This is a genomic window from Kaistia sp. UC242_56 (genome assembly GCF_044452255.1).
GTDB lineage: Bacteria > Pseudomonadota > Alphaproteobacteria > Rhizobiales > Kaistiaceae > Kaistia > Kaistia defluvii_A.
On record NZ_JBIOAN010000002.1, the window covers coordinates 1355995 to 1368676 of the forward strand.

11 protein-coding genes and 1 pseudogene are annotated in these 12682 nt (G+C 64.4%); 7 read left to right on the forward strand and 5 right to left on the reverse strand.

The annotated features are described in order from the left end of the window. Positions 1 to 100 precede the first annotated feature (100 nt). Positions 101 to 865, forward strand: coding sequence for an SDR family NAD(P)-dependent oxidoreductase (locus ACHMWQ_RS09045; protein ID WP_396307204.1), 765 nt, complete (start codon positions 101 to 103; stop codon positions 863 to 865). Positions 866 to 967: 102 nt separating this feature from the next. Here ACHMWQ_RS09045 and ACHMWQ_RS09050 read toward each other — a convergent pair whose 3' ends face one another. Together ACHMWQ_RS09050 and gnd are read right to left on the reverse strand one after the other, a co-directional pair. Then, positions 968 to 1591 (reverse strand): HAD family hydrolase, encoded by a 624-nt coding sequence (locus ACHMWQ_RS09050; RefSeq protein ID WP_396307205.1) that lies wholly within the window; start codon positions 1589 to 1591, stop codon positions 968 to 970. Positions 1592 to 1594: 3 nt separating this feature from the next. Next, positions 1595 to 2626 (reverse strand): phosphogluconate dehydrogenase (NAD(+)-dependent, decarboxylating), encoded by a 1032-nt coding sequence (gnd, locus tag ACHMWQ_RS09055; protein WP_354552491.1) that lies wholly within the window; start codon positions 2624 to 2626, stop codon positions 1595 to 1597. 368 nt (positions 2627 to 2994) lie between these two features. Between gnd and ACHMWQ_RS09060 the strand changes: the two genes are divergently transcribed. Further along, the gene (locus ACHMWQ_RS09060; protein WP_396307206.1) at positions 2995 to 3753 is read left to right on the forward strand and encodes an HAD-IIB family hydrolase; all 759 of its coding nucleotides are present in this window, start codon (positions 2995 to 2997) and stop codon (positions 3751 to 3753) included. After that, the gene (locus ACHMWQ_RS09065) at positions 3750 to 4832 is read left to right on the forward strand and encodes a glycosidase (protein ID WP_396307207.1); all 1083 of its coding nucleotides are present in this window, start codon (positions 3750 to 3752) and stop codon (positions 4830 to 4832) included. Before ACHMWQ_RS09060 ends, ACHMWQ_RS09065 begins: the two co-directional genes overlap by 4 nt. Before the next feature lie 57 nt (positions 4833 to 4889). Here ACHMWQ_RS09065 and ACHMWQ_RS09070 read toward each other — a convergent pair whose 3' ends face one another. The 3 genes and pseudogenes from ACHMWQ_RS09070 to ACHMWQ_RS09080 form a co-directional block, all read right to left on the reverse strand. Then, positions 4890 to 5711 (reverse strand): carbohydrate ABC transporter permease, encoded by an 822-nt coding sequence (locus ACHMWQ_RS09070; RefSeq protein WP_354552819.1) that lies wholly within the window; start codon positions 5709 to 5711, stop codon positions 4890 to 4892. An 85-nt stretch (positions 5712 to 5796) separates the two neighbouring features. Continuing rightward, positions 5797 to 6699: a carbohydrate ABC transporter permease gene (locus ACHMWQ_RS09075; RefSeq protein WP_396309418.1), complete on the reverse strand. Its 903-nt coding sequence runs from the start codon at positions 6697 to 6699 to the stop codon at positions 5797 to 5799. Positions 6700 to 6787: 88 nt separating this feature from the next. Beyond that, positions 6788 to 8055 (reverse strand): annotated as a pseudogene (locus ACHMWQ_RS09080) (ABC transporter substrate-binding protein). A 201-nt stretch (positions 8056 to 8256) separates the two neighbouring features. Here ACHMWQ_RS09080 and ACHMWQ_RS09085 point away from each other — a divergent pair. The 4 genes from ACHMWQ_RS09085 to ACHMWQ_RS09100 all read left to right on the forward strand — a co-directional run bounded on the left by ACHMWQ_RS09085 (position 8257) and on the right by ACHMWQ_RS09100 (position 12614). Then, complete coding sequence (locus tag ACHMWQ_RS09085; protein ID WP_354552495.1) at positions 8257 to 9474, forward strand: ROK family transcriptional regulator; 1218 nt, start codon at positions 8257 to 8259, stop codon at positions 9472 to 9474. 41 nt (positions 9475 to 9515) lie between these two features. After that, positions 9516 to 10616, forward strand: coding sequence for a Gfo/Idh/MocA family protein (locus ACHMWQ_RS09090; protein WP_396307208.1), 1101 nt, complete (start codon positions 9516 to 9518; stop codon positions 10614 to 10616). A 29-nt stretch (positions 10617 to 10645) separates the two neighbouring features. Continuing rightward, complete coding sequence (locus ACHMWQ_RS09095) at positions 10646 to 11290, forward strand: ThuA domain-containing protein (protein WP_396307209.1); 645 nt, start codon at positions 10646 to 10648, stop codon at positions 11288 to 11290. A 286-nt stretch (positions 11291 to 11576) separates the two neighbouring features. Continuing rightward, positions 11577 to 12614, forward strand: coding sequence for an aldo/keto reductase (locus ACHMWQ_RS09100; protein ID WP_396309419.1), 1038 nt, complete (start codon positions 11577 to 11579; stop codon positions 12612 to 12614). Positions 12615 to 12682 lie beyond the last annotated feature (68 nt).

A 12682-nucleotide genomic window follows, 5' to 3' on the forward strand; every position in this document is an offset into this window, starting at 1 on the left:
GACAGCTCTTCTGCCCGGGCGGGATGGCTTGTCCCGAAGTTCCGGCGTCACCATCGGGGTGGCGCCCCATATCCCCCCTTGCTGAAGAAGGAAGACGATCGTGATCCCCAGGAGAGGCGAAGGCCAGTCCGTTCTCGTCACCGGTTCGTCGCGCGGCATCGGCCGCGCCATCGCGCTGCGCTTCGCGGCCGAGGGCTACCACGTCGTGGCGATGGACATCCCCCGGCAGGAGGCCGAGCTGAAGGAAGCCCAGGCGCTGATCCGCGACGCCGGCGGCCGTTGCGACCTCGTCTTCGGCGACGTCAGCGACCCGGTATCGGTCAAGACCTTCGTCGCCGAGGCGAAGGCGATCGCCGGCCATATCGACGTGCTCGTCAACAATGCCGGCGTCCTGTCGCTGGCGCTGGTGGACGACATCGAGCCCGACGAATGGGACCGCATGTATGACGTCAACACCAAGGGTACGTTCCTGGTCTGCAAGGCGCTGCTCGCGCAATTCCGCGAGGCGGGCAAGGGCCGCATCGTCAACATCGCCTCGATCGGCGGCAAGCGCGGCGCGCCGCTGCAGGCGCATTATTGCTCGTCCAAGGCGGCCGTCATCAGCTTCACCCATATCCTCGCGCAAGAAGTCGCCAAGGATGGCATCACGGTGAATGCCGTCTGCCCGGGGATCATCGATACCGAGATGGGCCGCAACAATTACCGCGACGCCGCGGCGCTGCAGGCGGTGAAGGACAAGACGGCCATGGGCCGGCTCGGCTACCCCGACGATGTGGTCGGCGCTGTCGCCTTCTTCGCCTCGGACGATGCGTCCTTCATCACCGGCCAGGCGCTGAACGTCTGCGGCGGCATCATCTTCCACTAAGGGTTTGCCGTCGGGGGATGACCCTCACCCAGGCCTTGCCCGCTCGCGGGAGAAGGTGGGGTGAGGGACTTGCTTGTTCGCCGGCTTGACGCTGTCCTGCCGTTACCCCGCCAAGAGCCCGACCTTGGCCAGGGCTTCCTCGGTCGAAGCGAGGTCCGTATGCGTCCGGCCACGAATGCCGAGGCCGGCGGCGAGGTCGACATATTCGCCGGTGTTGTCGACGTAGAACACCTGCTCCGGCCGGGTCATCGAGACCTCGAGCGCGATCTGGAAGATATCGGTGTCCGGCTTGCGGACATGGACGAAACTCGACGAGATGAAGATATCGAACAGGCGATCGAGGCCGAAGGTCTCGATTCTGTAGGCGTTGAGTTCCTTCGCCTCATTGCTGACCGCGACCAGCTTCAGCCCATAGCGCTGCTTGAGCCCGGGAAACAGCGCCAGCATGCCGGGATCGGGCTGCGACTGCGCGCACATGAACTGCCAGAACGCCTCCCGGCCGAAAGGGCGCGGCTCGTTGAAGATCACCTGGGTGAGATAATCGTCGAGGCTGAGGCGGCCCTTCTCATAGGCGTCGACATGCGCCTGATGCCGGGCCTCCATCGCGTCCCAGTCAAGCCCGAAGGTTTCGGCGGCGCGATGGCGTGAAAGATGGTCCCAGCCATTGGTCAGCAGTACGCCGCCAATGTCGAGGAAGAGGGTGGTGATCCCCGCGACTTCCGGCATGGATCACTCCCCCGCGTCGGACGTGACCGTGCGGGTCGGCGCCAATGGAACGATCGGCGGCTTGGCCTCCAGATGTCCGCCAAAGCCGAACCGCATCGCCGAGAGCATCTTGTCGCCGAAATGCAGCTCCATGCGGGTGCGGAATCGGGCAAAGAGCGACGCGGTCAGGACGTCCGCGGGAACCGATTCCTCGATCGCCGCCTGTACGGTCCAGCGTCCTTCGCCGGAATCCTGCACGAAGCCGGAAAATTCCTGCAATTGCGGATCGCGCGCCAGCGCGGCGGCGCCGAGATCAAGCAGCCACGAGGTGATGACGCTGCCGCGCCGCCAGACTTCGGCGATCTCGGCAATGTTGAGCGTGAAGCGCTCGTCTTCCGGCAACTCGGTCGAATCCTTGTTGCGCAGGATGTCGAAGCCCTCGGCATAGGCCTGCATCAGGCCGTATTCGATGCCGTTATGCACCATCTTGACGAAATGGCCGGAGCCGGCGGGCCCGGTGTGGATGTAGCCGCGCTCGGCGCGCGAGACCGCTTCGCCGAGGCCCGGCGTGCGGGGGATGTCGCCAAGGCCCGGGGCGAGCGTCGCAAAGATCGGGTCGAGATGCTCGACCGCTTCCTTGGTGCCGCCGATCATCATGCAATAGCCGCGATCGAGCCCCCACACGCCGCCCGAGGTGCCGCAATCGACATAGCGGATGCCTTTTTCGGCGAGGTGGCGTGCGCGGCGGATATCGTCCTTGTAGAAAGCGTTGCCGCCGTCGATAAGGATATCCTCTGCCTGTACCAGACCTTCCAGTTCCTGGATCGTATCCTCGGTGATCTTGCCGGCGGGCAGCATCAGCCAGATGGCGCGCGGCCGCTCCGTCAGCGACGACACCATCTCCTCCAGCGACCGGACGACGATCGCACCCTCGATCGCCAGGGCTTCGCCGGCCGTCGGATTGCGGTCGTAGACGACGCAACGATGTCCGGCCCGCATCAGGCGGCGCGCGATGTTTCCGCCCATGCGGCCCAGTCCGATCACACCAATCTGCATTTCAATGGTCCTCGCGAGAATGTTGGCGGGCAAGCTTTGGCAGGGAGGGAGAAATCTATGGAAGATCCGGTTGGTCGACTCTCTGCCCGGGGGAGACGACACCGGGTGACATAGAGCTGGCGTCGCCGCAGTGTAGGCTGGCCATCCTATCAAGTCATGCGCAAGCCTTTACGACGTTCGCCGAGGCGCTGGTCTGTTGGCTTGAATTTCCTTAGGGATAGCAGGCACGTCGGTGGCGGAATTTCCGCCGGCGTGGAACGGGCGCCTTCCCCGGCTCGTTGATGTCGGACTGGGCAGGGTTCCTGCCCGGCATTGTCGTGCGTAGTCCAGAGCGGCAGCGCGTGTCGAAAGGACCATCCGGAACCACCATGAAAAAACTCGTAGTCTTCGATCTCGACGGCACCCTCGCCGAAAGCAAATCCTCGCTCGATCCCGAAATGGCGGAGTTGCTTGTCCGCCTTCTGGCCGTTGCCAAGGTCGCGGTGATTTCCGGCGGCGCCTGGCCGCAGTTCGAAAGCCAGTTCCTGCGCAATTTCCCCCAGGATGACAGGCTCAGGGACCTTTCCCTGCTGCCCACCTGCGGAACGCAGTTCTATCGTTATGACGGCGGCTGGACGAAGCTCTATGCCGAGGATTTCTCGGACTCGGACAAGCAGCAGATCATCGGGGCGCTCGACCGCGCTCTGGATGAAACGGGCCTGCGCCCGGCGAAGCATTGGGGCGATCTGATCGAGGATCGCGGCAGCCAGATCACGCTTTCCGCGCTGGGCCAGCAGGCTCCTCTGGAAGAAAAGAAGAGCTGGGATCCCGATTTCAGCAAGCGCAACCGGCTGAAGGAAGTGCTGCAGCCGATGATCCCGCGCTTCTCGGTCAATCTCGGTGGCGCCACTTCGATCGACGTGACCATGCCGGGCATCGACAAGGCCTATGGCATCCACAAACTGCGCGAAATCCTGCGCATCGCGATCCTGGACATGGTCTTTGTCGGCGATGCGATCTTCCCGGGCGGCAATGATTACCCGCCCAAGCAGGCCGGCGTTTTCTCGATTCGCGTCCGCGATCCCGAAGAGACGAAGCGCGTCATCGAAGCCTTCCTCGCCTGCATGGAGAGCGGGAGCCCGTCGTGATCCCATTCGAGATGAAGCGGCTCGGCATGATCATGCAGCCGCTGAAGGGGGAGGCCAACGAGGCGGAGGGCGTTCTCAACCCCGCCGCCATCCGCGGCAAGGACGGGGAGCTCTATCTGTTTCCCCGCCTCGTCGCGAAGGGCAATTATTCCCGCATCGGCATCGCCCGCGTACTGTTCGATGCCCAGGGCGACCCGCGGGATGTCGAGCGCATGGGCGTCGCGCTTGAGCCGAAGGCGGATTACGAGCTTCGCGCCGATGGGGGCGGGGGCTGCGAGGATCCGCGCATCAGCTATGTCGAGGCACTGGATCAGTATGTGATGACCTATACCGCGCTGTCGACGCGCGGTCCGCGCATCGCGATTGCCGTTTCGGATGATCTGTTTCACTGGAAGCGCTTGGGTCTCGCCACCTTCCGTCCCTATCACGGCATCGATTTCGAGGGCATCGACGACAAGGATGCGAGCCTCTTCAGCGCGCTGGTCCCGGACCCGATGGGGCGGCCGACGCTGGGCCTGATTCACCGGCCGCTGTTTCCCGGCACCCGCCCGGAAGAGACAATCCATCAGCCGGCATCAAAACCGTTGGACACCGATCGCGAGTGCATCTGGATCTCCTATTGCCGGCTTGGCAATGGAGGCGACAAGCCGCAGCTTGGCGAGTTCGTCGAGCATCACAAGCTGACGTGCCCGGAGGCCATCTGGGAGCGCCTGAAGATTGGCGGTGGCGCTCCGCCCATTCTTTGCCAGCATGGCTGGCTGATGATCTATCACGGCGTCGGCGACATGGCCTATCCGAGCCCTTCCGGCCGGAAAATGCGCTATTCGGCGGGCGCGATGATCCTTTCGCAGGGGCATCCCAACCGGATTCTGTATCGTTCGCCGGAGCCGATCCTGGTCCCCGACAGTCCGCTGGAACTGGAGGGGGCCGTCGATGCCGTCGTGTTCCCCACCGGAATCGACCGCCGCGACGATATCGGCCAGCCCGATCGTTTCGATGTCTATTATGGCATGGCCGACGACCGGATCGGCGTGGCGCGGCTCGACGTGCCGGAGGTGCTGCCGCCCTCGTCGCCATGAGCGGCAGCCGTTTGTCCGAGAGGGCGCCGGTCCCATGCCGACGCCCTGCACCAACGCTTATCCCTTGACCGCGCCTGCCGTGAGGCCGGCGACGATATGCTTCTGGGCCGCGAAGAAGACGATGATCGTCGGCAGGATGGTGAGCGTGATGAAGGCGAGCACCAGCTGCCATTCGGTCGAATATTCGCCCTGATAGACCATGATGCCGAGCGGCCACGGATATTTGGCATCCGTGTTCAGCAGGATCAGCGGCATGATGTAGTTGTTCCAGGAATTCACGAAGGCGACGATGCCGACGGTCGCCAGGATCGGCCGCGAGAGCGGCAGCGTGACGTGCCAGAAATAGGCGATATAGCCGCAGCCATCGACCTGCGCGGCGTCGAACAGTTCATGCGGCACATTCTGGAAGAACTTGCGGAACAACATGATGCTCATGCCGAGGCCGAAGGCGACCTGGGGCAGGACGACGCCCCAATAGGTATCGAGTAGGCCGAGGTCGCGGATGCGGATGAACAGCGGCAGGATGGCGGTCGCGACTGGAAACATCAACCCGATCAGGAAGTAGTTGAGCAGGAAGCCCGAGCCGAAGAACGTTACATGCGCGAAGGTGAAGGCGGCCATCGAGGCGACAGCGAGGGTCAGGACCACCGTCAGCACCGCGATGATCATGGAGTTGCCCAGCATCTGCCAGTAGCGGCCGCTGCCCAGGATATCGAGGTAGTTGGACCAGATCCATTGCGACGGCAGGCCGAACGGGTTGACGCGCAGGTCGCCCAGCGCCTTGAACCCGCCGATCGCGGTGGTGAGCAACGGTAACAGCACGATCGCCGCCACGATGAATAGGCTCGCATAGAGATAGAGCCAGGTGACGAAGCTCATCCGGTGCTTCGAGAATCCGTCCCGGCGCGGACGCGTGACGACGGCCGGCTTCGCGGCCACGGGCTTTCCGGCGATGAATGTCTGATCAGTCATTGCGCATAAAGATCCGTTTGTAGCCGAAGGCCAGCGTGATGCAGATGACGAACAAGACGACGCCGATGGCGCTGCCGAAGCCAACCTTCATCCGGGTGATGCCGTAGGAGTAGAGGAAGGTAACCATGGTCTGGGTGCTGTTCGACGGCCCGCCGCCGGTCAGCGGCATGATCATGTCGAACAGTTGCAGCGAGCCGATCACCGAGAAGAAGACGGAGAGCCGGATCGTCGGCGCCAGCAGCGGCAGCGTGATGTTGCGGAAGCGCTGCCAGCGCGTCGCGCCGTCCATCTCGGCCGCTTCGTAATAGCTCTTGTCGATCGATTGCAGCCCGGCGATGAACAGCATCATGTGGAAGCCGAAATACTTCCAGACGATGACGCCGAGCACGGCATAGATGGCGAGGTTCTTGTCGGCCAGCACATAGGGCGAGGCGACGTTGAAGAACGAGGCGATGGCCGCGAACAGGCCATAGTCGCCGTCATAGACGAAGCGCCAGATCAGGCCGGCCGCCACGTCCGCCAGCACATAGGGCATGAAGAAGATCAGGCGGAACGACACGGCGCCCGGAATGCGGTGCGACACCATCGTCGCCAGCCAGAGCGCCAGCGGGATCTGGATCGCGATCGAAACGAGCATGATCAGCCCGTTGTTCATCAGCGCCTGGCGGAACGCGCCATTGCGAAAGAGCAGCTCGAAATTCTTCAGGCCGATGAACTTCTCCGGCAGGCCATAGCCGTTCCAGTCATAGAGGCTGTACCAGGCTGCCTCTCCCATCGGCAGGATGACGAAGAGGGTGAAGACCAGCAGGGCAGGCGGCAGGAACAGGATCAGGACGGGCAAGGTGCCCTTGGTCCTGGGTCTGCCAGCGCGGCCTTGTGCGGGCGCGGCGATCATCGTTTGGCTCATCGGCCCGGACTCTCCGGCGGGAAAAGGATCCGCCGCCGCGGTGAGGGACCCGCGGCGGCGACGGACGGCTTGGGAACTACTGTTCGAGTTCCCAGGCGTCCTGGATCTGCTGGGCGGCGTCCTCGGGCGACATCTGGCCAGAGACGATCTCGACGGAAACGTCGTTGACGACGCGACCGACGGCGGGGCCCAGATCCTGGTCGAGGAAGTTCTGGTGCCAGGTCGAGGCGGCCAGCTGCTTGGCGGATTCCGCCACGAGCGGATCCTTCACGCCATCCTCGGCACCGATGGTGACCGGGATCATGATGCCTCTTTCGGCCTGCAGCCGCTCATTCTCGACATTGGTCAGAAAGGCGGCAAATTCGACGGCCTCCTTCGGCGCGTCCTTGCTGATGACCCAGGCATTGAGGCCGCCCAGCGTGTCGGTGACCTTGCCGGCGCCGCCGGCCACGATCGGGAAGGCGAAGCGGCCGAGATTGTCGCTGGCAAGGCCCTTGCCGTCGGCAGCCTGGTTGGCCTGGTTCTTTTCGGTCGCCTCGAAGCCGAGGATCATCGCGGCCTTGCCGTCGGCGAAGGCGCCGAGCGCCTGCGGCCATTTGGTGCCGAGATAGCCGGGCTGGAACGGCTCCAGCGCACCCAGCGCCTTGAGCTGCTCGCCCGCCTTGATGAACGGCTCGGCCTTGAAGCCGTCGCCACCATTGGCCTTGGCGGTATCGAAGGCTTCCTTGCCGCCATTGCGCATGGCGAGATAGCTCCAGTAGAAATGGAGCGGCCATTTCTCGCCGCCGCCGCCGGCGATCGGCACGATGCCGGCGTCCTTCAGCGTCTTCACCGCGGCCAGGAAATCGTCCCAGGTCTGGATCTTGTCGGCGTCGATGCCGGCCTTCTTGAACAGTTCCTTGTTATAGAAGAACGACACCGTGCCCATCTTGTAGGGAACGGCCCAGACCTTGTCGTCGAAGGTCAGGCCGGCGACCGAGGCCGGGTTGTAGCTCTTTTCCACTTGCCGCCATCGGCCTGCATTTCGGCCGTCAGGTCCTTGATCGCACCGGTCTGGGCCTGTGCCTTCAGCACGCCGCCCGCCCAGGAGAAGAAGATGTGCGGCGCGTCCTTCGACTGCAGCAGCGTGGGCAGCTTGGCCTTGAAGGCCTCGTTCTCGAGGAACTGGGTCTGCACCTTCACGCCCGGATGCGCCGCCTCATACTGCTTGATGATCTCGTCCCAGGCCGTCAGCGTGACAGGATCTGTTTCCAGATGCAGCCATTTGACCGTAACGTCGGCCATGGCGGTGCTGGCGGAAAGCGCAAGGCCGATCGCCGCGCCGAAGAGCGTTCTGAACTTCATCGATTGTCCTCCCAGACGGCCCCGGCTGTTTCCTCCCACCGGCGCTCGTTTAATAAACAATGCGGATTAAATCTGTTCTCGTTCGGGGGCGCCTGTCAAGAGAAGCTCTGATTTGTTGCGCTGCAGCGCGGAATCTTGCGTTGACAGCCTCCCTCCGCAGTGTGAATAACTGCCTGACCCGGAATAAATGGCTCCCTGGAAATGAAGACAGCTGATCCCGAATTGATGCGCGCCATCAATCGCTTCCACGTGATGGACGCGATCCGGCGGTTCGGTCCGATCTCGCGAGTCGAGATCTCCGACCGCACGCAATTGTCGGCGACGACCGTCTCGGCGATCACCGCGGCGCTGCTCGATGACGGCCTGATCATCACACAGCAACTGGGCGGCATACGCGACGCGGCGCGGGGCCGGCCGCGCGTCATGCTGGAATTGAACCCGGCTGCCGCGCATGTGGTCGGCGTCAAGCTGGCGCTCGACCAGATCACCGTCGCGACCACCAATTTCCGCGCCGACGTACTGTCGAGCCTGGTGCTGCCGATCCGCCTGCAGCGTCAGTCGGTATCGGTCATCGCCGATCTGGTCGAGGATGGCATTCGCCGCTGCGTCGCCGATGCCGGCCTTGCCATGGAGCAGATTTCCGGCGTCTGCGTCGGGCTGCCTGGCGTCGTCGAGCGGATCGCCGGCGTGTGCCGCGCCAGCCCTATCTTCGGCGAGCGCGACGTGCCGTTTGCCGCGGAAATGACCGACCGGCTCGGCGGCGTCGTGGCGACGATCGACAGCGACGTCAATCTCGTCACGCTGGCCGAGCACTGGTTCGGCCAGGCGCGTGGCCTCGATGACTTTCTTGTCATTTCCGTCGAGCTCGGCCTCGGTCTCGGCATCATGCACAATGGCGAACTGTTTCGCGGCGCCAATGGCCTGAGCCCGGACCTCGGCGACCTGATGGTGCGTCCGCCGACCGGCAATGGCTCGACCCGGCTGGCCAGCGCCGCCTCCGAGGCGAGCATCGTCGCCGAGGCGCGCGAGATCCTGGCCGGCGAAGAGCATGAGCACGCCTTCCGGCTCGGTCGCGGCCTCGAAAAGATCCTGGAACTCGCGGAGAAGGGCGAGCCGCGAATCCTGGCCTTGCTGGAGCGGGCCGGCGGCGCGCTCGGCTTCGCCATCGCCAATCTGATCACGCTGTTCGCGCCGCCCAAGGTCATCATGGCGGGGGCGGCGCTGGAGGCGGGCGACGCCCTGGTCGGGCCGATCCGTCGCACGGTGGCGGACCTGCTGCCGCCGAGCCTCGCCGATGTTTCCGACATCGTCGTCCACCACTGGCAGGACGACATCTGGGCGCGCGGCGCGGCCGCGATGACGCTTCGCGACCTCTATGGCGCGCCCTGGAACACCACGGGACCGGTCGTCCATCGCTGACGACCGCCGACACAAAAATCGCATCTGGGAGAGAGCGCGAGATGGCTGAACGGGTAGGAATTGGATTCATCGGCTGCGGCAATATCAGCGCGGCCTATCTGAAGGCGGCGGCGGGATTCCCGATCCTCGACATTCGCGGCGTCGCCGATCTGAATGCCGACGCGGCGCAGGCGCGCGCGACGGAATTCGGCCTCACCGCCATGTCGATCGACGCCATGCTGGCCGATCCGGCGATCGAGATCATCGTCAACCTGACGATTCCCAAGGCGCATGTCGATGTCGGCCTGCAGGTCGTGGCGGCGGGCAAGCATGTGCACTCGGAAAAGCCGCTCGGCATTTCCACGGGCGAGGCGCGGAAGCTCGTCGAGGCGGCCAAGGCAAAGGGCGTTCGCCTCGGCAGCGCGCCGGACACCTTCTTTGGCGGCGCGCACCAGACCAGCCGCAAGCTGATCGACGAGGGCGCCATCGGCACGCCGATCGCCGGCACCGCCTTCTTCATGTGCCCCGGCCATGAGCGCTGGCATCCCAATCCCGGCTTCTATTATCTCGATGGCGGCGGACCGATGCTCGACATGGGGCCGTACTACGTCACCGACCTGGTCAACCTGCTCGGCCCCGTCGCCCGCGTGGCCGGCGTCGCCACCAAGCTGCGCGACGAGCGCCTCGTCACCAGCGAGCCGCTGAACGGCACGAAGATCCCGGTCGAGGTCGCGACTCATGTCGCCGGCACGATGCAGTTCGTCTCCGGCGCGGTCGTCACCATCGCCATGAGCTTCGACGTGCCGCGCCACCAGCACAGCCCGATCGAGCTCTATGGCTCGGCAGGCTCCATCCTCGTGCCGGATCCCAACCATTTTGGCGGCGACATCAAGCTCGCGACGGCCTCGGAGGACTGGCAGACCGTCCCGACCCAGCACGGCTATGCCGACGGCAATTTCCGCGTCATCGGCGTCGCCGACATGGCGGAGGCGATCCGCACCGGCAGGCCGCACCGCGCCAATGGCGATCTCGCCTTCCATGCGCTGGAGGTGATGGAGGCATTCCAGCGCTCGTCCGACACGGGCGAGCACATCACGATCGAGAGCCGCCCGGAACGCCCGGCCGCGCTGCCGGTGGGCGTCGCCATCGGCGCGATCGGCTGAACCAAACCAATTCAAGAGGGAGTGAGACCATGCGCGAGGCATTGATTGTCTGGGGCGGCTGGAGCGGCCACGAGCCGGAGCAGGGCGCCAACATCATCGCGGGGATGCTCGAGGAGGAAGGCTTCAAGGTCTATCTCGAGAATTCGACCGAGGCGTTCGCCGATCCGGCCATCGCCGACATGAGCCTGATCGTGCCGATCTACACCATGTCGAAGATCGAGAAGGAGGAGCTTCTCAACCTGACCAAGGCGGTCGAGGGCGGCGTCGGCCTTGCCGGCTATCATGGCGGCATGGGCGATGCGTTCCGCGAGGCGGTCGAATACCAGTTCATGGTCGGCGGCCAGTGGGTCGCCCATCCGGGCAATATCATCGACTACCATGTCGATGTGACCAAGCCCGAGGATCCGATCATGGAAGGCATTCCGACCCGCTTCCCCTATCGCTCCGAGCACTACTACATGCATGTCGACCCCTCGAACGAGGTTCTGGCGACGACGACCTTCACCGGCGACCATGCCTATTGGATCGATGGCGTCGTCATGCCGGTGGTCTGGAAGCGCAAGCACGGCAAGGGGCGGGTGTTCTATTCCTCGCTCGGCCATGTCGCCAGCGAGTTCGACGTGCCAGAAATGAACACGATCATGCGTCGCGGCCTGCTCTGGGCGGCGCGCTGACAACCTTCCTTCCCCGCCGCGACCGGGCTGGTCGCGGCGGGGAAGATCTCCATGGGCTTTCATCGATAGATATCTAAAATATCAGGCGAGGTGGCTTTGTGGCTCTTGTCGGCATGTCCATTCTCGCGTCCCATGACGGGTGACGCTGCGCCAGCCTGCTGATTCGCACGCGCCGGATTTCAGGACGGTCGCCGGGCTCTCCCAGACATCCATGAGGACCCGAGGCTGCCGAAGAAGCGGCGGCACGAATTGCGCCAACATTCGTGCCCATCTCTGACCTAGGACGATACCGATGAAAGCCTCCGACAAGAAGCACCTCAAGCGCTCCAATATCGACCTGACCCTGCTCGGACTTGGCACGGCGCCGTTCGGCGGCCTCTACGCCTCCGTCCCGCTTGCCGATGCCGAAGGCGCGATGCAGGCGGCGTGGGACGCGGGCCTTCGCTACTTCGACACCGCGCCCATGTATGGGCTCGGCCGCGCCGAGCATCTGGCGGGCCACTTCCTGCGCGAGCAGGATCCGGAGTCGTTCCGCGTCAGCACCAAGGTCGGCCGGCTGATGAGCTTCGACCGCCCTGGCCGTGTGCTGCCGCCCGAACCGCCAAAGAACGAGTTCGATTCCGGCTGGAACAACGGCCTGCCGTTCCGCGAAGTGTTCGATTATTCCTATGATGCCATCCTGCGCTCCTATGACGACAGCCGTCAGCGCACCGGTCTTGGCCGTCTCGACATCCTGTTCGTGCACGATATCGGCCGAGTCACGCATGGCGAGTTGCACGATCATCATTGGGGCGCGCTGACCAAGGGCGGCGGCTTCAAGGCGCTGGCCGAGCTGAAGGCCGCCGGCCTGATCGCGGGCTTCGGCCTCGGCGTCAACGAATGGCAGGTGATCCGCGATGCCATGCAGGAGGCCGATCTCGACGTCTGCCTGCTCGCCGGCCGCTACACGCTGCTCGACGACGACGCGGCCGAGACCTTCCTGCCGCTGGCGCTGAAGCACGAGGTCGATCTCGTCATTGGCGGCGTGTTCAACTCCGGCATCCTGGCATCGACCTCGGGTCGCAAGAAATTCAACTATGTCGACGCCCCGGCCGAGGTTCTGGCCAGGGTGGAGAAGCTTGAGGCGGTGTGCGGCCGCTTCGACGTGCCGCTGCCCGCCGCCGCGATCCAGTATCCGCTGCGCCATCCGGCCGCGACGGTCGTCGCCATCGGCGCCAAGACGGCGGCGCAGGTGAAGGGCAATGTCGAATGGTTCGAGCGCGACATTCCCGCGGAACTCTGGACCACGCTCGAGTCCGAAGGCCTCATCCCGGCGCTGTCATAGGCCGGAGCCGGCTCGAATCCCTCCGTTCCGAAGCGATACTCAAAAGAAGAACGGACCCGATCGGGTCC

Coding starts and splice junctions, on each gene's coding strand:
- ACHMWQ_RS09050 (WP_396307205.1), bottom strand. CDS start 1,591: ATGCCGGAAGTCGCGGGGATCACCACCCTCTTCCTCGACATTGGCGGC.
- gnd (WP_354552491.1), bottom strand. CDS start 2,626: ATGCAGATTGGTGTGATCGGACTGGGCCGCATGGGCGGAAACATCGCG.
- ACHMWQ_RS09060 (WP_396307206.1), top strand. CDS start 2,995: ATGAAAAAACTCGTAGTCTTCGATCTCGACGGCACCCTCGCCGAAAGC.
- ACHMWQ_RS09070 (WP_354552819.1), bottom strand. CDS start 5,711: ATGAGCTTCGTCACCTGGCTCTATCTCTATGCGAGCCTATTCATCGTG.
- ACHMWQ_RS09075 (WP_396309418.1), bottom strand. CDS start 6,699: ATGATCGCCGCGCCCGCACAAGGCCGCGCTGGCAGACCCAGGACCAAG.
- ACHMWQ_RS09085 (WP_354552495.1), top strand. CDS start 8,257: ATGAAGACAGCTGATCCCGAATTGATGCGCGCCATCAATCGCTTCCAC.
- ACHMWQ_RS09090 (WP_396307208.1), top strand. CDS start 9,516: ATGGCTGAACGGGTAGGAATTGGATTCATCGGCTGCGGCAATATCAGC.
- ACHMWQ_RS09095 (WP_396307209.1), top strand. CDS start 10,646: ATGCGCGAGGCATTGATTGTCTGGGGCGGCTGGAGCGGCCACGAGCCG.